This is a genomic window from Mycobacterium sp. IS-1742, from assembly GCF_001500125.1.
GTDB lineage: Bacteria > Actinomycetota > Actinomycetes > Mycobacteriales > Mycobacteriaceae > Mycobacterium.
On the sequence record NZ_LQIV01000044.1, the window covers coordinates 114,610 to 134,174 of the forward strand.

18 protein-coding genes, 1 tRNA gene and 2 pseudogenes are annotated in these 19,565 nt (G+C 66.2%); 14 read left to right on the top strand and 7 right to left on the bottom strand.

The window, feature by feature from the left end:
• Nucleotides 1-118: 118 nt before the first annotated feature.
• Nucleotides 119-787, bottom strand: a complete 669-nt coding sequence (locus AU196_RS23565; RefSeq protein WP_059097496.1) for a TetR/AcrR family transcriptional regulator — start codon at nucleotides 785-787, stop codon at nucleotides 119-121.
• 158 nt (nucleotides 788-945) lie between these two features.
• On the opposite strand from AU196_RS23565, the gene AU196_RS23570 reads away from it, so the two are divergent.
• From AU196_RS23570 to AU196_RS23590, 5 genes are all read left to right on the top strand, one after another.
• Entirely contained in the window at nucleotides 946-1,404 is a 459-nt protein-coding gene (locus AU196_RS23570; protein WP_059097497.1) for a PaaI family thioesterase, read from the top strand.
• Nucleotides 1,401-2,081 (top strand): TetR family transcriptional regulator, encoded by a 681-nt coding sequence (locus AU196_RS23575; protein ID WP_059097498.1) that lies wholly within the window; start codon nucleotides 1,401-1,403, stop codon nucleotides 2,079-2,081. The genes AU196_RS23570 and AU196_RS23575 overlap by 4 nt, the downstream gene beginning before the upstream one ends.
• A 63-nt stretch (nucleotides 2,082-2,144) precedes the next feature.
• Nucleotides 2,145-2,582, top strand: a complete 438-nt coding sequence (locus AU196_RS23580) for a DUF6188 family protein (protein ID WP_059097499.1) — start codon at nucleotides 2,145-2,147, stop codon at nucleotides 2,580-2,582.
• A 105-nt stretch (nucleotides 2,583-2,687) separates the two neighbouring features.
• On the top strand, nucleotides 2,688-5,771 hold the full coding sequence (locus AU196_RS23585; RefSeq protein WP_059097500.1) for an MMPL/RND family transporter: 3,084 nt from the start codon (nucleotides 2,688-2,690) through the stop codon (nucleotides 5,769-5,771).
• Entirely contained in the window at nucleotides 5,768-6,046 is a 279-nt protein-coding gene (locus AU196_RS23590) for a DUF732 domain-containing protein (protein ID WP_059097501.1), read from the top strand. The genes AU196_RS23585 and AU196_RS23590 overlap by 4 nt, the downstream gene beginning before the upstream one ends.
• 284 nt (nucleotides 6,047-6,330) lie before the next feature.
• Here the strand turns inward: AU196_RS23590 and AU196_RS23595 are convergent, their stop codons facing one another.
• Nucleotides 6,331-7,254, bottom strand: a complete 924-nt coding sequence (locus AU196_RS23595; protein WP_059097502.1) for a hypothetical protein — start codon at nucleotides 7,252-7,254, stop codon at nucleotides 6,331-6,333.
• A 229-nt stretch (nucleotides 7,255-7,483) separates the two neighbouring features.
• On the opposite strand from AU196_RS23595, the gene AU196_RS25355 reads away from it, so the two are divergent.
• The 6 genes and pseudogenes from AU196_RS25355 to AU196_RS26215 form a co-directional block, all read left to right on the top strand.
• Nucleotides 7,484-7,915: a hypothetical protein gene (locus AU196_RS25355; protein ID WP_082695851.1), complete on the top strand. Its 432-nt coding sequence runs from the start codon at nucleotides 7,484-7,486 to the stop codon at nucleotides 7,913-7,915.
• Nucleotides 7,916-8,389: 474 nt separating this feature from the next.
• Entirely contained in the window at nucleotides 8,390-9,022 is a 633-nt protein-coding gene (locus AU196_RS26410) for an endonuclease domain-containing protein (protein WP_353647257.1), read from the top strand.
• Nucleotides 9,023-9,024: 2 nt separating this feature from the next.
• A complete protein-coding gene (locus tag AU196_RS25705) occupies nucleotides 9,025-10,509 on the top strand; it encodes an ATP-binding protein (protein WP_157546620.1) in 1,485 nt (494 codons plus the stop codon).
• Between the two features lie 10 nt (nucleotides 10,510-10,519).
• A complete protein-coding gene (locus AU196_RS23600) occupies nucleotides 10,520-10,750 on the top strand; it encodes a helix-turn-helix transcriptional regulator (protein ID WP_082695852.1) in 231 nt (76 codons plus the stop codon).
• A gap of 39 nt (nucleotides 10,751-10,789) precedes the next feature.
• Nucleotides 10,790-11,743 (top strand): annotated as a pseudogene (locus AU196_RS26450) (tyrosine-type recombinase/integrase); the annotation flags it as partial.
• A 240-nt stretch (nucleotides 11,744-11,983) separates the two neighbouring features.
• Nucleotides 11,984-12,127, top strand: a pseudogene (locus AU196_RS26215) (tyrosine-type recombinase/integrase); the annotation flags it as partial.
• 43 nt (nucleotides 12,128-12,170) lie between these two features.
• On the opposite strand, the gene AU196_RS23610 reads toward AU196_RS26215, so the two are convergent.
• Nucleotides 12,171-12,243 (bottom strand) — tRNA-Arg (locus AU196_RS23610).
• Nucleotides 12,244-12,268: 25 nt separating this feature from the next.
• A complete protein-coding gene (locus AU196_RS23615; protein ID WP_059097505.1) occupies nucleotides 12,269-13,093 on the bottom strand; it encodes an LLM class F420-dependent oxidoreductase in 825 nt (274 codons plus the stop codon).
• Nucleotides 13,094-13,272: 179 nt separating this feature from the next.
• On the opposite strand from AU196_RS23615, the gene AU196_RS23620 reads away from it, so the two are divergent.
• Nucleotides 13,273-14,373, top strand: coding sequence for a glutamate--cysteine ligase 2 (locus tag AU196_RS23620; protein WP_059097506.1), 1,101 nt, complete (start codon nucleotides 13,273-13,275; stop codon nucleotides 14,371-14,373).
• A 2-nt stretch (nucleotides 14,374-14,375) separates the two neighbouring features.
• On the opposite strand, the gene AU196_RS23625 is transcribed toward AU196_RS23620, so the two are convergent.
• The 3 genes from AU196_RS23625 to AU196_RS23635 all read right to left on the bottom strand — a co-directional run bounded on the left by AU196_RS23625 (nucleotide 14,376) and on the right by AU196_RS23635 (nucleotide 16,529).
• Entirely contained in the window at nucleotides 14,376-15,107 is a 732-nt protein-coding gene (locus tag AU196_RS23625; RefSeq protein WP_059097507.1) for an anti-sigma factor, read from the bottom strand.
• Nucleotides 15,104-15,685, bottom strand: a complete 582-nt coding sequence (locus AU196_RS23630) for a sigma-70 family RNA polymerase sigma factor (protein ID WP_059097508.1) — start codon at nucleotides 15,683-15,685, stop codon at nucleotides 15,104-15,106. Before AU196_RS23630 ends, AU196_RS23625 begins: the two co-directional genes overlap by 4 nt.
• A 64-nt stretch (nucleotides 15,686-15,749) precedes the next feature.
• Complete coding sequence (locus AU196_RS23635; protein WP_059097509.1) at nucleotides 15,750-16,529, bottom strand: DUF1365 domain-containing protein; 780 nt, start codon at nucleotides 16,527-16,529, stop codon at nucleotides 15,750-15,752.
• Nucleotides 16,530-16,569: 40 nt separating this feature from the next.
• Between AU196_RS23635 and AU196_RS23640 the strand changes: the two genes are divergently transcribed.
• Complete coding sequence (locus tag AU196_RS23640) at nucleotides 16,570-18,177, top strand: amidohydrolase (protein ID WP_059097510.1); 1,608 nt, start codon at nucleotides 16,570-16,572, stop codon at nucleotides 18,175-18,177.
• 11 nt (nucleotides 18,178-18,188) lie between these two features.
• Entirely contained in the window at nucleotides 18,189-19,565 is a 1,377-nt protein-coding gene (locus tag AU196_RS23645) for an APC family permease (RefSeq protein ID WP_059097511.1), read from the top strand.

The following is a 19,565-nucleotide window of genomic DNA, read 5'->3' on the forward strand; positions in this document are numbered from 1 at the left end:
CAACGCTCCTACGCTGTCTCGTTTCTAGAAGTTCGTGATTGATCAGTTCTTGTTTCAGACTTCGCGATTGGACGCGGTAGTTAGCGACCTTTCCGCGGGGAGGTGCTTTTTGGGTCTGTCAGACGACTTTCGTTACGTCTAGATCTAGAGGGGCGGCGGTGCGGCGGTGGGCGGTGAGGAAGTTGTCGATGAGGGTGGTGCAGTCGTTGTGGGTGATGGTGCGAAGGCCGGTCATTCGCGCAAAGGCGAGGGGTCCGACGAGTTGGCAGATGGCGAGTTCGCGGTCGAGGTCGGCGAGTTCTGCTTGGGCTTGTGGGCTGGTGAGTATTGCGTCGAAGGGTTGGCGGTACTGGTCGACGACTCGGGCCTTGAGCGCTCCGGAGGTGTTGTGGCGGTCTTCGGTGTCGGTGCTGGCGCCGGTGGGGCCCAGTGAGAGCCAGGCGAGGGTGGTGACGTGCAGCGGGGCGTCGTTGAACAGGGCGGCTTGGCGGCTGAGTAGCTCAATGAGTTGATCGCGTAGGGAACCGCTGGTCGGGGCTGGGGTGCTCACTTGGGGCAGCAGCCGTTCGAATGTGGCGGCGAGCAGATGCGAGGAGCTTTGGAAGTGGCGATACAGGGTGGTGCGGGCCACTTTGGATGCTTTGGTGACGGCGTCGATGGTGACGGCCTCGACGCCGCCGGTGCTCAGCAGTGTGGCAGCTGCATCGAGTAGCCGGTTGCGTGATCGGATTCGCCGGGGGTCGATGTCGTCATCGTCGTGGGGGGATGGCTGACTGCTCTCGCTCACGGGGTCACCTTCGGCGTCGATTTCCGGTGCTGGCGTGCCCGGCAGTCTAGCAGTTGTGGTACTAAGAGTATCGCAGCGAAACCGATCGTACCGGGAGCGTCTTAGTGTCAGAACGCACGGCGTCGCCAGAACGGCTTCCGTCGCATACCCCGACGTGTATGGGCTGCGGCGCGGACAACGCCCACGGCCTGCAGTTGGAGGTCTACCGCAGCGGCGAGTCGGTGTTTGCCGATGTGACGTTCGACGAGCGACACATCGGCGCTCCCGGGTTGGCCCATGGTGGGGCGGTCGCTGCTGCCTGTGATGACGTGCTGGGCTTCACGTTGTGGATTGCGGCCACCCCGGCGGTGACACGCAGTCTGACGGTGGAGTACTTGCGGCCGGTGCCGCTGCATCAGCCCCATCGGATCACCGCATGGATCACCGCTTCGGAGGGGCGGGCGCTGCATGTCTCGGCGACCGGCACCGGGGAGGGCGGGATCGTTCGGTTCACCGCGAAGGCGGTGTTCGTCGTGGTTGGCACCGAGCACTTCGCCGCGCACGGTGACGTCAGCGGATTCGCCGACCTTGTGGAGGAGCTGTCGCGCCGGCGCGGCCTCCACGGCGGACCAGCGTGACAGGCTCCCACGCCCGGCTGCGCGCCACAACCTCGCCGCGGGAAGCGAATTCAGGTGCTGGCCAGAAACGGAGCGCTGCGTCGTCGCGCGCGCGTTCCTCTGCGCGTCGGCGGGAAGCCATTTTGGATGCGGCTCTGCTCGTCGCGGCGACAGGGGGCTATGACGCGGTGCAGATGCGGGTGATCGCCGAACGCGTCGGTATCGCCGTGGGCACGCTATACCGCTATTTCCCAGCGAAGACCCACGTTTTGGTGGCGGCACTGACGCGGGAGTTTCATCGACTCGACGAGGCCGGCGACTGGGGGGCCGGTGCAAGCACACCCGTGGAGCGGCTGGAACGGCTCACCGCCCAGCTGCACCACCGCTGGCAGTGCGACCCGCTGCTGACCGAAGCCATGACCAGGGCCTTCGCCGTGGCCGATGCGCGCGCCGCCGCCGAACTCGACCGGGCAGCAGCAGTCATCCAGACACTGCTGGCCCGCACCCTCAGCGGCGGTGAACCCGCCCCCACTGACCTGCACATCGCCGGGGTCATCTCCGACATTTGGCTGGCCAATCTCGTGGCCTTCAGCGGCCACCGCGCCTCGGCGGCCGACACCCGCGACCGCATCGACCGAGCCACCAGACGCCTTCTCAGCCGCGCAGACAACACCGAGGTCACAAAACGATACTTCTAGTATCGCAGCGCTACTTACCGTACTCTTACGGGTACGACTCAACGGCGCGTCGAAGGAGCTGCCATGTACACCCAATGGATCGAAGATTGTGTCGTGCAACGCGTCTCAGTACGAGACGGACTGGTTCTCGACCTCGACGATTACAACGAAATCGTCATCTCGTGTCCGCTAGTGCTCACCTTGCCCGCAACAGAGACCTTTCCCGTGGAATCTGTGCGCATCGATCCGTTGCGGATCACCCTCGGTGAACGACCGCTGCTCAATTTTGCTGGCGCGGTGTGCACGAAGGCCTGGTCCGACGATGATGGCGGGCTGCACCTGAGCTTTTCGCGCGGACATCGCATCGATGTCGATCCCGACGCTGAACAGACCGCGTGGGAGCTGTACGGCAAACGTCACGGCTACATGGCATGCCTACCCCGAGGCCGCGTCCGCGTGGTCCGCCACGACGTACCCGAAGACGACGACGCCAACATCGTCAACAGCGCCACCCACCGCTAGGCGCCCGGCGGTTCGCATGGGCGGCGACCCACCCACCCCCGCCCATGCGTTCGCTACATGTAGTAGCGTAGCGCTACCAATAGTATCGCTACGTGTGGAGGTCTGGTGACCGACGGCAGGAACACCGATTCCCCGCGCCAGGCCGCGTACGACTCCTGCGACCCGCAGCACAACCGCGAATACAGTGCACGTCTGGCGGCGCTGGGCCGGTTCACGCTGCGGCACAAAGCCCTGGTGATGGGTGCCTGGCTGGGCGCCGCGGTCGTCTTGGCGCTGCTGTTTCCCCAGTTGGAGACCGTGGTGCGGCAGCAATCGGTGGACCTGATCCCGCGTGATGCTCCATCGCTGCAAACGGTGGAGCGGATGAGTGCCGCGTTCGGCGAGCGAGGCTCGAAAACCCTGTTATTCGTCGCGATGGAGGACCCCAACGGTCTGACCCCGGCGACGCAGGAACGCTACGACCAGCTCGTGGCCCGGTTGCAGGACGAGAAGGACCATGTTCTGCAGGTTCAAGACCTGCTGGCAGATCCGGTCACCAAAGCCCAAGCCCTCAGCGCCGATGAAAACGCCTGGTACTTGCCGGTGGGGGTGGCCGGCACGCTGGGAGATCCCACCGCCGCCGAGTCAGTCAAAACTGTTCGCAGCATCGCCGCCGAGGTGTTCGCCGGATCGTCGACGACCGTGCAAGTGACCGGACCACCGGCGACGTTCAGCGACATGATCGCCTCCGCCGAACACGACCTGCTGCTGATCTCCATCGCCACCGCCGCCGTCATCGCCGCGATTCTGCTGATCGTGTACCGATCCGTGTTCACCGCATTGTTGCCGCTGCTGGTGATCGGGCTGAGCCTGGCCGTCGGACGCGGGGTGCTCTCCGCGCTCGGCGAGATGGGCATGCCCGTGTCCCAATTCACCGTGGCATTCATGACCGCGATCCTGCTGGGCGCAGGCACCGACTACACCGTGTTCCTGATCAGCCGCTACCACGAACAGCGCCGCGCGCAGGTACCTGCAGAAGCGGCCATCATCCACGCCACCGCCAGCATCGGGCGTGTCATCCTGGCATCTGCGGCGACCGTCGCCTTGGCCTTCCTGGCCATGGTCTTCGCTCGACTCAGTGTCTTCGCCGCCCTGGGCCCGGCGTGCGCCATCGCGGTGCTCTTCGGGTTCCTGGCCACCGTCACCCTGTTGCCGCCGGTGCTGGCGATGGCCGCCAAACGCGGCATCGGCGAACCCAAACCCGATCGCACCCGCCGCTACTGGAACAGCGTCGCGGTCGCGGTGGTCCGCCGTCCCGTCCCGCTGCTGGTCATCAGCCTGGTCATCCTGGTCGCACTATCGGCGGTCGCAGCCACCATCAAAATCAGCTACGACGACCGCAAAGGCCAACCAGCCACCACCGCCAGCAACCAGGGCTACCAACTGCTCGACCGCCACTTCCGCAAAGACGTCGTCATCAGCGAATTCCTGGTCGTGGAAAACCCCACCGACATGCGCACCGGCAAAGGGCTGGCCGACCTCGACGAAATGGCTTCCCGCGTCTCCCAAATCCCCGGTGTCACCAAAGTCTCCGGCGTCACCCGCCCCACCGGGGAGCGCCTCGACCAAGCAGAACTGGCCTGGCAGAACGGCCAGATCGGCGACAAAATGGCCGGTGCAGTCGCCCAAGGCAACGCCCGCAAAGACGACCTGACCAAACTCACCGACGGCGCCGATCAACTCGCCGACGGACTCGCCCAACTCGACACCACCGTGCGCACCGCACTGACCCCCCTCGCCGGCATCCTCACCCAAGCCCAATCCGCCGGCACCCAGGTCAACCAATTCCGCCCCCTGCTCCAACAACTCTCAGCCACCGCACCCGCAGTCGACCAGGCCATCCAATCCGGACCAGGGCTACGCCCACTGGCCGACCAAGCACAACACGCGATCACCACCCTCGACCCGCTCGTGGGCGCCCTCAACACCTCACCCTGGTGTGCCACCACACCCCAATGCGCCCAAATCCGCGACCAAGTGCAGATCCTCCTCACCCTGCGCAACAGCGGATTCTTCACCCAGATCGCCGACCTCGGAGACCGCTACAACCCCGCCACCAACGCCACCGTCACCGGCACCCTCACCAACATCCAAAACGCCGTCGCCACCCTCGACAAGGCCTTCGGCGCCCTCGGAAACCCCGACGACCTCGCCGCCAACCTGCGCCGCCTGCAAGACGGCATCAGCCAACTCGCCTCCGGCGCCCGAGCACTCGCCACCGGTGTACGCACCCTCGCCGACAGCAACATCGAAATGCTCTCCGGCATGAGCCAGATCGCCACCCAACTCCAAAACTCCGCCCGCGCGTCCGCTGAATCCGACTCCTCCAGCGGCTTCTACCTACCCGCCAACACCTTCGAAAACCGCCAATTCACCGACGTCGCCCAACAATTCCTCTCACCCGACGGCAAAACCGCACGGTTCATGATCGAAAGCAACCACGACCCCTACAGCGTCGACGCTATGGACCTCGCCGCCCAGATCACCCACACCGCCAACACCGCACGTCCCAACACCTCACTGGCACAAGCCACCGTCTCAGTCGCCGGCTTCCCCGCCATCAACTCCGACATCCAACGACTCCTCTGGGCCGACTTCACCCAGCTGGCCATCGCCACCACGATCATCGTCGGCCTCATCCTGGTCCTGCTGCTGCGCGCACTGCTGGCACCGCTCTACCTGCTCGGCACCGTCATCCTCAACTACCTGGCCTCACTCGGCATCGGCGTGCTGGTCTTCCAATGGTGGCTCGGCTACGAAATCGCTTGGCCCGTACCGCTACTGGCGTTCATCATCCTCGTCGCCGTCGGCGCCGACTACAACATGCTGCTCGTGTCGCGACTACGCGAAGAATCCGGACGCAACATCCGCGTCGGTGTTCTGCGCACTGTCGCCAACACCGGAGCCGTCATCACCTCAGCAGGCCTCATCTTCGCCGCCAGCATGTTCGGCCTCATGGTCGGCTCGGTCGCCATCATGATTCAAGCCGGCCTCATCATCGGCTGCGGACTCCTGCTCGACACCTTCCTCGTGCGCACCCTCACCGTGCCCGCCATCGCCACCCTCCTACGCGAAGCCAGCTGGTGGCCACAACGCCCCTCACGACAACAACCCGCCACCCCATCAACCCCTCTGGAAGCACACCAATGACCAAAATCGCCGCGCTGGCCCTCGGTATCGGCATCGCAGTCACAACCGCGCCGGCAGCCAGCGCGGACCAGGACAGCTACCTGCAGCGCATCGAGCCCACCATGACGTTTCTGACCCGCGACCAAATACTGACCGAAGGCCACAAAGTCTGCCAGTTCATTCGCAGCGGACACTCCTCCTCCGATGCCATCCCCATGGTCATCGAAGATCTGGACATGTCAGTCCCCTCCGCCGTCGACCTCATCATCGCCGCGGTCGTCGAACTCGACTGTTGAAACACTTCCTCAGCAGCGAGACCTTCGACTTACATCGGCACGTCGTTCGAGGAGAAGGCACTGATCAGCAAAGAGGTGCGCAAGTTAATCGACCTTTACGAGGCTTTGCCCCAGCGCTACTCCCGATCGAAAGCTTCCGCCAGCTGTGGGCGGTGTCCTTGGACGCTTCGCGCGCGACCGCCACGTCCGACGGCAACGTGCTCTGCTCCTGCGTTTCCTTCCGCGATCGGCTCGGGTGAACGATCCAGTTGTCGGCCGGCGCCGGCGTCATGACGGCCTGCTCGTCACGGCGTTGCCCTAGTGTCACCGCTCGGCCGGACGAAGAGTGTCCGCATCGTATGATCTTGGAACTCGTCCGCTTTGTGCTCAAGAAAAATCGTGCGCTTAGTGGTAGCGAATTCTTCGCAGTAGCTGTTCCATTCACGCATCAGGCGCAGGGCCTTTTCGCGGAGAGCGGGGCCTTGCTTCACTTCCTCGAACGGGCATACAAGCATCTTGCGCAGGGTGGAGGATGGGACGAAAACTAGAGCCTCGTCGCGAAATTCAGGGATATCGCGCGAGTGGTAGTACACGCGTTTGGCGTGATGGAGTCGAAACTGTTCCATGACTTGGCCGGTTTCCTGGCATGTTCTGGCGAAAACTGAGCGTAAGGTATCGCGGCGTCTCACCAGATCGTCGGTCTGGTCTTGACAGGCCCTACGTGCGGGCCAAGACATTGAATTAATTGCCCTGCTTGCCAATTCGGCCAACTGATTGCCGATCAGATCATATTCCTGCTGGAGGTCTTCGATCTTTTTCTGGCAACGGTAGAACTCGTTTGCGACCGCGGTGTACTCGCGTGAGAACGCTTCGGTTTGGTCGAAGTAGGTGTGCAGTCGCTCGTAGTGACGTGCTCGTCCACAGATGGCGAGATACTGCGCGCCAAGTTCGTCTGCGTTTTGTCCCGTCTCGATCCGCTGAGCCACGTCCACGCCGCTTATCAAGGCTTCTGCAATGTCTTCGGATGTAAGAACTGCCGCACGTGCAAGTGCGTCGGTCTGCCGCAGTATCTGCTTGCGTGTTTTGCGGATCTCCACTCGATGCAGGCCGCTCACCCGACGCACCTCAGCCGGGGCGATGCCCGCCGCAACCGCTAGCTTCGCAGCGGCAACGTTGAGGGCATGGTGCCACTCGGCGGCGACGCCCGGAGCCGGTGATTCGACGAGCATTCACCAAGGGTAGGGCCCGCGACTGACAAATACCTGTGGCGCGGGATGGCGCTAAACCGGGCGATGTCCTGTGATTTTGCGCCCAATAGTCCCCGCGTCGTGTGTGCCGGTTGGTCTGACCTGCGGTTTTCTCGATTTGGTGACGAATGGCGACTGATGGCGTTCCAGCAATCAATCTTGACTCTGAGGAGCGCAGGTGGCGTCCCCGAAGTTGCAAAGGAACTCTCTCATGGCTGATCTGAATCGACTCGATGAACTCGTCCTAGACCCGACGCAGGTCTTAGCGTTCGGTACGGGCGGGGGCGCCCGAGCGCAGAGTGTGTATAAGGACGGAGCCGCCACGGACGAACCCGTATTGGTCGACGACGCGCAGCTCTATAAGGTAACGGGGCTCGCAGTGAGCGTCGGTGGGCGTGGACTGGACGGCGCAGAGGTACGGACCACCACGCCGATGGAATCAGTGCCAGCGGGCGTCCTGTTCCAAGCAGAGGGCCGCTGCACCCTGTCGATTCGCGCCGATGCGCGGCCGGGATGGGGCGATCGCGGGCCGCGAGGTGTGCTGGCCGTGACGGTCTACATCCAAACGCTCAAACCTGTCGGTTCCGTGAACGACATCCTGCGAGGGGCGAGCAGTGGCACACGCCGCGGCGGCGGTGAATGATGTTCAAAAGGAACCAAATTCGAAAATCAGATCCGTTCCGCCTGTCCACTCTCGGGCGTGGTCGGGCATTCGTGGCCTGGCTTCGTGGTCCAGCACTGATGCGCCGATGGCTGGTACTGCTGCTCAGCGCGACATCGATGATGTGTCTTGTTGTCGTTCTGGCCCTCGCTCTCGTGATGCACGGTGAATCACCGTCAGTGCCGAGTCCGGCTGACATGTCGTCGCGAGACATCCAAGCAGAAGCGTTCCGGGCCGGCCCCACGGCGTCAAAGGTGGTTGATCGTCCTGGATTCGACTGCCACCCCATGCCGGATCTCGGGCTGAAGTACTTGAACCCCATGAATACCGGCCCATCAGTAGTGGCAATAGGAAAAGACGGCGTGGTGTGGGGGCCTATGTGCATCGTGACCGACGGATGGGCCGGTTCCTGAGATGAACGATCCTTTAGCTTTCTTCCCGGCGCATCGCCAGCCAATGGTGATTCGGACACTGGTGTGTCGACGTGGCGTCGAGCGGGTCGAGATACCCGGCGTACGTTCGATTTACCGCTCATCGGATGAAGTCCGAACGGTCATCGTTGAACTCAGCAAGAAGCCTTGCTTTGCGCCTCCATCTGTCGAGCCAGGTGACCGCCCGAGCCCTTTCAAGAACTCTTCCCGTCAGCGGCTTTATCAGGCCCTGACCGACGAGTTTGGGCCGATGTGCCAATCCTGTGGACAGCGGTATGGCCACGTGGTCGACCACGATCACTTCTTGGGATTGGTTCGCGGACTACTGTGCCGCGTATGCAACACCTGGGTTGATACCTGTGTGCACGCCGATTCAGCGATCTGCCAGTATGCGTCGTACTTGAACGCACCGCCCGCTGAGAGGTTGGGACTTCAATACCCCGCAGGTCATCGACAACGGGCGATGGACGAAGTTCGCCGCGCAATCCTTGGATTCGATGTACTTGACCCAAAAACCTGGCCGTCGACTGAGCCGGTCGATTGGTCTTGGCCGGCTCCCGATAGCGCGGGCCTCAGCGAGGTGGCTTCCAGATGGTGGAGCGGACACCCTGGTGCGTCGGCGCCAAGGCGGATTCCGCGGGCGGGGGTGGAATGGTGAGTGTGGCTCGAATCGCGATGTGCTGCGCAGCAGCAGCATTCATGTTCTGGGCTGTGTCGATGTCGGGGTATGGAACGCTGTTGGTCTGGATCGTGTCCGCTGTGGCACTGTCCGCTGCAACGGGTTGCGGGATCTTCCGCGTGCAACGTCGCCGCCGCTGGTCGAAGTATGGACCTGAGCTGCGGTTCGCAATGTCGGTGCTGACAAGTCGCCGCAAGTGGGCGGACATCGCAGAAATTCTTGACCTCTCGGTTGACGCGGACCTACGTCGACCGCCGGTAAAACGTGCAGTGGGCCTCGGCCGCGGGGAGCGGAAGACAGTTCGATACATCCCCAAAATCACCGCAGTGAGGTGTGCGCCCTATGGCGTGGCTGTGGCGGTGCTGGGTGCTCCCGGACAGAGCTTGGAGGGCTGGCAAAGACATTCGGGACAGCTAAAGTCCGCGCTGCGAGTGCCGGAAGTGACTGTCACAGAGCCGAGGGCGGGAGTATTCGAACTTGCACTCCGTGTGCGCGATCCACTCGCCGCGGCGATTGTTCTGCAATCACCGCTGAGGGCGGAAGGCTGGGAGTTTCCCCTGGGCGTCGACGAGTACGGAGCACCTGTACGCGGCTCTTTTCGCAACGTGAGTGGACTCGTCGTCGGAGGTGTGCTCGGTGGCGGTAAGAGTGCGTGGCTGGCGTTTGCAATGGCTTCGCTGGCTCATCGCGACGACGTTCAGTGGCTGCTGATCGACGGTAAGCAAGGCTACGACCTGGAAGCATTGTCGCCGCGCGCTTATCGGTACATCAGCGGTGACGCTGCGGGCGAGGTGGAGGTAGTAAGGGACGCACTACAAGGCGTGCAGACGCTGATGCGGGAACGTCTGAGGTACTCGCGCGACCTATACGGGCATCCGAACCTCTGGTCGGCTTGCCCATCTCGTTTGCATCCGGCCGTCGTGGTCGTAGTCGACGAGTGCCAGACGTATCTCGACCCGAAGTCGTTCTCAACGAAGGAGGCGAAAGCTGTTGGTGCGGAGATTGACTCGATAGTGCGAGACCTTGTGAAGCGTGGAAGATCGGCCGGAATCGTCGTCATTCTGAGCACACAGCGTCCAACTGCGGACAGCATTCCGACCAGCACGCGTGACAACTGCGGCCTACGCGTGTGCTTCTCTGTTCGGACGCGAGAAGCGGCAGCAGCAGTACTTGGCGAGTTCTCGACGGAAACTTCGGTGAGTCCCATCGGTGCACCAACGGGAGTCGGTGTCAGTTCCATTGCCGGTAGGGAAGTTCGGTTTCGTAGCCCGTTCGTGCCTGAGCATTTGATTCGCGGGCACATCGAGTCGACCGCGGTTCTCGCTGCGAATCCGCTCGACCTCCTGTGTGGCGCGTTGATGGACAGCGTGTCTCGGGACGGCGAAGTGCGCGGTGACATAAGCAGTAGCCATAGAGACAGCTCGGACACAAGCCGGCCTCGGCCGGCGCGTGAGCCTCTGACGTGAGGAAGACGTGATGCGAGACGACGTGAAAAGCCGCCCCGGTGCGCAGAGCAATTCGAACGACGAGCTGCTGAAGATCGATCAGGTGGCAAGTCTGTTGAAGGTGTCTGTTGGATGTATCAGGGCCTGGCGGCTCAGGGGCGAGGGGCCACCCGCGATCCGGATCGGTGCAGCCCTGCGCTGGGATCCAGTCGAGGTCTACGACTGGCTCGACGGGCGGCGTGAGTCGCGCTTGGAGGGGTAGCGAGTGATCGAGGCGAGGACTGGCCCGAACGGTTCCCGCGTGTATCGGGCTCGGGTCTACTACCGCGGCCGCTACGTCGCCTCTCGGACGTTCTCCCGCAAGCGGGACGCGCAGGAATGGGAACGCAAGCAGGTCGACACGTTGAAGACCGGAGCGTGGGCCGATCCGAAGGCGGGGGAGAAGCCGGTCCGCGAATGGTGCGAAATCTGGTTGGCTGCGCAACCGGCGAGGGCGGCGGCGACGGAGCGGAAGATCCGCGGTGTAGTGACGAAGCAAATCGCTGGCACCTTCGGCAGACGACCTCTGGTGTCGGTGCGTCCGTCGGAGGTACAGGCTTGGGCGGCCGACATCTCACGCAAGCAATCCGCGGCGACTGCCCGTCACTCGCTCGGCGTCCTGCGGAGAGTGTTCGACCACGCGGTGCGCGACGGTGCCATCCACCGCAATCCTGCCGCCGGTATCCGGCTCCCGAAGGTCCAGGGCAACGACCCGCGTCCGTTGACTCACGACGAACTATGGCGGCTGGCCGATCACCTCGACGAGTTGCGCGACCGCGTACTGGTGCTCGTCGCCGGATACTGCGGGCTGCGGTGGGGTGAGTTGGCCGCGCTGCGGTGGAGCGACGTCGACCTTGGGAACAAGGTGTTGCGCATCTCCCGTGCTTACTCGGAGGAGGCGCCCCGCGGTGAGATGTCGCCGGTGAAGGACCACCAAGCGCGCACGGTTCCCGTCCCAGGGGTCGTGTCGGCCGAACTCGCTATGTTGTCGGCATCCCAGAAATCTGATGGTCTCGTATTTCCCTCCGCAAGTAAGACACCGCTTCGCAACCGAAACTTCCGGCGTGACGTCTTCGACAACGCTGTCGACGCCCTGGCCCTCGACATCACCCCGCACAACTTGCGCGATACGGCCGCCTCCCTGGCAATCCAAGCGGGTGCCTCCGTTGTGGCTGTGGCCCGATTGCTTGGCCACGAGTCCGCTGCAACGACCCTGAACCACTACGCCGGCCTGTTCCCTTCTGACCTCGACGACGTTGCGCAGCGGCTCGATGCTGCCGCTCGACGGGTTCAGCAAGGAGACAACCGGGAGGACGATGGGCAGATGGATCAGAAGCGCCGCTGGATTCCGTCGAACGAGGCCGCTGAAATTCTAAACAGCACGCCGGTCGACGACGGGCTCCATGAGGACATCTACGGTGCAGCGGAGCCGGGGGACAGCGGTGAGCCGTCGGGTGAGACCGGCTACCTCCTGAGGTCACCCGAGAATGCGCGACGCCTGCTGGAGGCCGTGGCGCGTGACAAAGCCGGTCAGCCGGCACCATCCGATGCCAGCGAGGCACCGACCAAGCACCGACCAGAGGGGAGCGACGAGCAGTAGGACAACCGCCTGGAAACATGCGCTGAACTGCAAAAACGCGTTGTGCCCCCGGCAGGATTCGAACCTGCGACACCGGCTTTAGGAGAGCCGTGCTCTATCCCCTGAGCTACGGGGGCGACGCGTGGAGCTTACCGCCCCGCCTCACCTCAGCTGCTCGATCACCTTCGCGAACGCCTCCTCGTGCGGCGCCTGCACGATGATGTAGGAGACGCCGTACCGATCGCGGTACTCGCGCAGCCGGTCGGCCATGTCCTGCGGCGATCCGGCCAGCACGCCCGGGTGCCGCAGCAGCTGATCGTCGGAGAGTCCGGGCAGGAAGCGGCGCGGGATCGTCAGGTCCGGGCGTCCCGAGGCGTCGAGCGGCATCGCCGTGATCGCGATGTTGAGTTCCAGCGCGTCGAACCGCTCACCGGCCGCCGCGCGGACGAACGCGATCCGCTCGGCCAGCGGGTCGTCGTCCCCCTCGGCCGCGCGGTCACCTCCCGTGAGCCCGATGATGTCGGCGTGGCGGGCGGCCACGGTCAACAGGCGATCGCCGTTGCCGGCGATCAGCACCGTCACCCCGGGTACGTGTTCGGCGAGGTAGGTGGTGGTGTGCTCGAGATGGTCGACGCGCTGGCGCGCCGTCGGGAACGGCAGTTCGGCGGCCTCGAACTCCCTGCGCACGTACCCGGCGCCCAGACCGAGTTCGAGCCGGTCGCCGGACAGGTCGCGCAGCGCGGCGACGTCTCGGGCGAGCAGGGCGGGCCGGTAGAAGCCCGCGTTGAGCACGAAGGTCCCGACGTGCAGCGTGGTCGTCGCTGCGGCCGCGGCGGTGAGCACCGGGAACGGTGCGGGGGCGCCGAGATGGTCCGGGACGTGCAGGACGTCGAAGCCGCGGTCCTCGGCACGTCGCGCCGCGTCCTGCACCGCCACCAGCGACGACGCCGAGTGCAGTCCGATACCGAAGCGAAAATCCCTGCTCATCACCGAATCCTATGCGCGGTGGAGAAATTCGATGTTTGATCGGGAGAGCCGGTGGTTACTAATGATCCGCACGCTTCGCGCCGCTGCGGAGACAACCGAAAAGCCACACCCAGATCCGGCCCGTCGTGAGTACGCCCGACGGGCCGGATCAATGTCTCGAGAAGGGTCCACGCGACACCATGGCCGCCCATCCCACCGTCGGGGTCGAGGAGGAGTTCCTGCTCGTCGACCCCGATTCCGGCGCCCCGGTCGCGCTCAACCGCGACGTCGCGCGGCGCGCGGGTGACCGCGGTGTCGACCTGCAGCTCGAGTTGACGTCGTGCCAGGTGGAGACGGCGACCGGGGTGTCGAGCAGCATGGCCGACGTCCGTGCGCAGCTGACCCGTCTGCGGGCCACCGTCGCGCGCGCCGCGGAGGAGAGCGGGGCGCGGCTGCTCGCCGTCGCCGTGCCCCCGACCGTGCCGCACGAGTTCCCCGTCACCGACAACCCGCGCTACCACCGCATCGCCGACCGGTTCGGGATGCTGGCGCGCGAACAGGGGATCTGCGGTGCGCACGTGCACGTCGCGGTCCCCACCCGGGAGGTCGCGATCCGGGTGAGCAACCGGCTGCGTCCGTGGCTGCCGGTGCTGCTCGCCCTGACCGCCAACTCCGCGATCTACCGCAGCGCCGACAGCGGCTATGCCAGCTGGCGGCGGATGCTGTGGGCGCGCTGGCCCAGCGCGGGCCCGCCGCCGCACTTCGACTCCGCCGACGAGTTCGATGCGATGGTGCGGATGCTGCTGCAGTCCGGTGCCATGCTCGACGAGGGCCAGGTCTACTGGGACGTGCGCCCGTCGGCCACGTTCCCGACGATCGAGGTGCGCGTCGCCGACGTCCCCGCCACGGTCGCCGACACCGTGCTGTTCGCCGCCATCGTGCGCGCCACCGTCATGACGCTCCTGGCCGACGAGCGTGACGGCGCGGGCGTACCCCGCATCTCAGCTCACGCGCTCGACGCCGCCTACTGGCGGTCGGCCCGCGACGGACTGGACGGGATGGCGATCGACCTCGCCGAATCGCACGCTCCGATGCCCGCGCGTGAGCTGCTCGCCGGCCTCGTCGACCGCATCACCCCGGCGCTGCGCGCCGTCGGCGACGACGACCTGGTCCGCGAGGAACTCGCGCGGCTCGACGAGGAGGGCAACGGCGCGATGCGTCAACGCGCGGCGTGGCGGCGTCGCGGGGAGATCGCCGACGTCCTCGACGCGGCCGCCGACGCGACGCTGGCCGGCCTCTAGGCCTACGTCAGGGGTAACTCGGCGAACGCCGGCGACGTCGGCCGCTGGGAGCCGCCGGGTGGTTCGACGGTGAACGCCAGCGTCTGCGACGTCCCGATGTCGGACAGCACCGCGGTGGTCGACGGGGAGATCGCCTTGTCGTCCATCGTGCCCGCCGAGTGCGGTCCGTCCGATCCGACCAGCCACATCTGGTAGACGGTGCCCGGCTTCGGCGGCGCGACGTCGTTCATCACCAGCACGCCGGCGTCGCGCTCCTTGGAGAACACCACGGTCGCGGTTCCCCCGCCCGGGATGGCCCCGGACACGGTCTGCACGTCGGGTGCGGCGAACACCTGATCGGCCGTCGTCGGGGAGACCGCCGGCCGCAGCGCCAGCCCCACGCCGAGCGCACCCAGACCGACCACGGCGACGGCCGCGGCCGCCAGCAGTGCCGTGCGCCAGCGCGGCTCGCGGGCCGGACGGCGGCGGACGCTGTCCAGGTCACGCACCGGATCGTCGGCGACCATCGCGAGCACGCTGTCCCGCAGGTGAGCGGGCGGCTCCACGGCCGTACCCGCCGACAGCGCCGCCATCGTCTCCTGCACCGCGCGCACGGCGTCCAGGAACGCGTCCGCCACCTCGGGCGGCGCGGCGCTCAGCCGCCGCTCGATCTCGACGCGCTCGTCGGTGGACACCGCATGCAGTGCATACGGTGTCGCGAAGTCGAGGAGATCGGTGTTGTTCGGCTCGGTCATGAGATGCCCAGACAGTTCTTGAGGCCGCGGATGCCGTCGCGCATCCGCGATTTGATTGTGGCCAGATTCGCCGACAGACGCTCGGATACCTGGACGTACGTCAGGCCCTCGTAATACGCCAGCTGGATGGCTTCGCGCTGCAGATCGGACAGCGACGCCATGCAGTCGACGACCCGGCGCCGCTCGTCGAGCAGGATCACCGAGTCGGCGACGTGATCCACGGGCGGGTCGACGCTCGCGGCGCCGTACCGGGACTCACGCTGCGAGGCGGCCTCCTCGGACCGCACCCGGTCGACGGCGCGGCGGTGCGCCAAGGTCAGCAGCCACGCCATCGGCGACCCGGCCTTGGGGTCGTAGGTGGCTGCCGACCGCCACACCTGCAGGTAGATGTCCTGGGTGGTCTCTTCGCTGTAGCCCGGATCCCGCAGCACCCTGGTGACCATCCCGTACACCCGGGCCCGGGTCCGGTCGTAGAGGGCCGCGAACGCGTCGACGTCCCGCTGGGCCACCTGCCGTAACAGTACGTCGAGGTCAGTGGTCACGAACGGTAGCCTAACCGGCCCTGCCAGGGCGGTCATCGGTATGGCCGTCCCCGGACCCGCAGACCCGAACAGACTGTGCGATAACCGGTTCCGCGCGCCGTCACGCCTTTGCTCCTGAATGCGCCACGCTCGCGGTCCGGATCCTCGGTGCTTCCGGGACCGCCGGACGCACGACGGGGACCCGGCGCGCCCGCAGGATCAGCCCCTGCACCCGCAGGCTCAGCGCGGTCATCTGCGGGGCGATCGGTTTGGTCATCTGCAGCCGCAGTACCTGGGCGACCGTGGCCGGCCGGCGGCTGCCCCGCAGCGTGCCGACGATCGCCGGCTGGTTCTCGCGGTGCAGGGAGATCGTCACGTCGAGCTCGCCGTCGGGCCGCGGAGCGCGCACCAGGTAGTACCCGTCCATCCCGCTGAACGGCGAGGCGCAGAACCGTTTGCGCACCATCGCCGGGTTCGGCCCATCCGGCGGGATGACGTACGCATGCCACTCTCCGCGGGTGTTGTGCACCTCGGCGAGGACGTGGCGCAGGACACCGTTGGCGTCGTGACACCAGTAGAGGCTCAACGGGTTGAACGCGTAGCCGAGCACGCGCGGCTGCAGCAGCGCCGTGACGCGCCCGCCGCCGAGGTCGATGCCCCGTTGGGCCAGGACGGTGTCGACGCGTGCTCGCAGCGTGTCGCCGACGACGCCGTCGAAGTGGTCGCGGGCGTCGAAACGGGCGAACGATCGCAGTCCGAGCGGCAGCCGCGGCAATTCGTCGAGGTCGACGTACCAGCTGTAGCTGTTCAGCTCGAAGTAGTGGTGCACGGGTGCCCGGCGCAGGTGGGTGACGCGGGTCCGGTACAGCGCGGGCGTCGATTTCGGTTCCACACTCGTCATTCGGAGCCGATCCCCGGATGGATGGATATAGTTCCCTGCCGTGGTGGCGACCGTATTCCGGAACGGGACAGTCTGGACCGGCGCGTCGCAGCCCGTCGCCGGGGCGCTGCTGGTGGTCGACGGCGCCGTGGCCGCGGTGGGGGACGACGCCACCGCCCGGACGGCCGACGAGGAGGTCGACCTCGAGGGCGGTTTCCTGATGCCGTCTTTCGGCGACGGTCACGCCCACCCGCTGCTCGGCGGCCTGGAGGAGGTCGGCCCGCCGGTGCGCGGCTGCGGTTCGGTGGACGAGATCGTCGAGGCGGTGCGGGGCTACGCCGCGCGCCATCCCGAGGCGGAGTGGATCGTCGGAGCCTCCTATGACGGCAGCCTCGCCGAGGGTGGGCTGTTCGACGCCCGCTGGCTCGACGCGGCGGTGCCGGACCGCCCGGTGGTGCTGCGGGCCTGGGATTACCACACCGTGTGGTGCAACTCGGTGGCGCTGCAGCGTGCGGGCATCACCGCCGACACCCCCGATCCGGTGCTCGGGGAGATTCCGCGCCGCGAGGACGGGTCGGTGCTCGGTACCCTGCGCGAATGGGGTGCGGTCGACCTCGTCACCGCCGTGATGCCCGAGCGCGACGAGGACGTCCGGGTGGCCGCGCTGGGCACCGCCGCCGACTACTACCTCGCCCGCGGGGTCACCTGGGTGCAGGACGCCTGGGTCGAACCCGGCGACGTCGACACCTACCTGGCCGCCGCGCGCCGCGACGCACTGCGCATCCGCTTCAACCTCGCGCTTTACGCCGACCCGCGGCACTTCGACTCCCAACTGCCGCAGTTCGTCGACGCGCGCCGCCGGGTCGAGGACCTGGCCGCCCCGATGTTGACCGCGCAGACGGTGAAGTTCTTCGCCGACGGCGTGGTGGAGAACGAGACCGGTGCGCTGATCGAGCCGTACTGCTCCGGCCTGCACAACCACGGCATGCAGGTCTGGGAGGGCGATTCGCTGGCCGAATCCGTGCGCCGCGTCGACGACCTGGGCTTCCAGATCCACATCCACGCGATCGGCGACGCGGCCGTCCGACAGGCCCTCGACGCCATCGAACACGCGATCACCGTCAACGGTCCGCGCGACCGCCGCCCCGTCATCGCCCACGTCCAGCTCGTCGACGACGCCGACATCGACCGCTTCGCCCGCCTGGGCGTGATCGCGAACATGCAACCGCTCTGGGCGCAGCTCGACCCGCTGATGACGGTGCTGACCGTGCCTCGGCTCGGCCGTGACCGCGCCGACCGGCAGTACCGCATGCGGACCCTCGACGAGGCCGGCGTGCTGGGATTCGGGTCGGACTGGCCGGTGTCCTCGGGCGCCCCGCTGGACGGGATCGCCGTGGCCGCGTCCCGGCGCACCGTCGACGGCACCCCTGCCGGTGGCTGGACGCCGGAGGAGATCGTGCCGGTCGAACGGGCGATGCGCGCCTACACCTCGGGTGTGGCGTATCAGGCCTTCGCCGAACAGCGTTGGGGCCGACTCACTCCGGGCGCTGCCGCCGACATGGTGTGGCTCGGCGCCGACCCGCGCGACACGCCCGCGCTGGAGATTCCCGCGATCGAGGTGCGCGGAACCTGTCTGGGGGGCAAGCTCGTAGGGCCGTCCGCCCGCTGAAGGGAGTCCTGATGTCCTCGACCACACCCTTGAACCCGTCGGTCGGGGCGGGTGAGGGACACCTGCGCCGGGTCCTCGGCGTGCCGTCCCTGGTGCTGTTCGGTCTGGTGTACATGGTGCCGTTGACGGTGTTCACCACCTACGGCATCGTCACCGTCGAATCCGGTGGCCGCGTGCCGCTCTCCTACGTGGTGACGCTGGCCGCGATGATCTTCACCGCGCGGTCGTACGCCCGGATGGCCGCCGCGTACCCCGTCGCCGGCTCGGCGTACGCCTACACCCAGCGGACATTCGGCGCGCCCGTCGGCTTCCTCGCCGGCTGGTCGCTGCTGCTGGACTACCTGTTCCTGCCGATGCTGAACTACCTGGTCATCGGGCTCTACCTGAACGCCGCCGTCCCGGCGATCCCGCAGTGGGTGATCGTCGTCGTGACCATCGCGATCATCACGGTCCTCAACATCGTCGGCATCGTGTCGGTGGCGCGGGCCAACCTCCTGATCATCGTGATCCAGGCGATCTTCATCGCGGTGTTCCTCGTGATGGCGGTGGCCGCCGTCTCGGGTTCGGGCACCGTCGACCTCATGGCCCCGTTCCGCGGGGACGGCACCGCGGACGGGCTGGGGCCCGTGCTGGCGGGTGCGGCGATCCTGTGTCTGTCGTTCCTCGGATTCGACGCGGTGTCGACGCTGGCCGAGGAGGCCAAGGACGCCCGGCGGGACGTGCCCAGGGCCATCATGCTTGCCACGGTCATCTGCGGCGTGTTGTTCGTCATCCTGTCCTACGCATCGCAGTTGGTGTTCCCGTCGAATGCATTCACCGATGTCGACTCGGGCTCGCTGGACGTGATGGAGGCCGCCGGGGGGGCGTTCCTAGGAGCCTTCTTCACCGCCGCATACGTCGCCGGCGCGTCGGGTTCGGCACTCACCTCGCAGGCGTCGGTGGCCCGCATCCTCTACGCGATGGGCCGCGACGGAGTGCTGCCCCGCAAGGTGTTCGGGCACGTCTCGGTCAAGTTCGGCACGCCGACGTGGGCGATCCTGGTGATCTCGGTGGTTTCGCTGCTGGCACTGGTGATCGATCTGGCGATCCTCGCCTCGGTGGTGAGTTTCGGTGCGCTGGTGGCGTTCTCGGCGGTCAACCTGACGGTGATCAAGCACTACTTCGTCGATTCCGGCGAGAAGAACGTCGTCAACAACCTCGTGCTGCCGTTGATCGGCTTCGCGCTGACGGTCTGGCTGTGGACCAGCCTGTCGGGGGAGTCGCTGACGATCGGGCTGATCTGGCTCGCCGCCGGGTTCGTGTGGCTGCTCGCCGTCACGCGCGGCTTCCGCCGCCCGACACCGGTCCTCGACCTGGACGAGCTACCGGTTCAGCCGGCCGCGAGATAG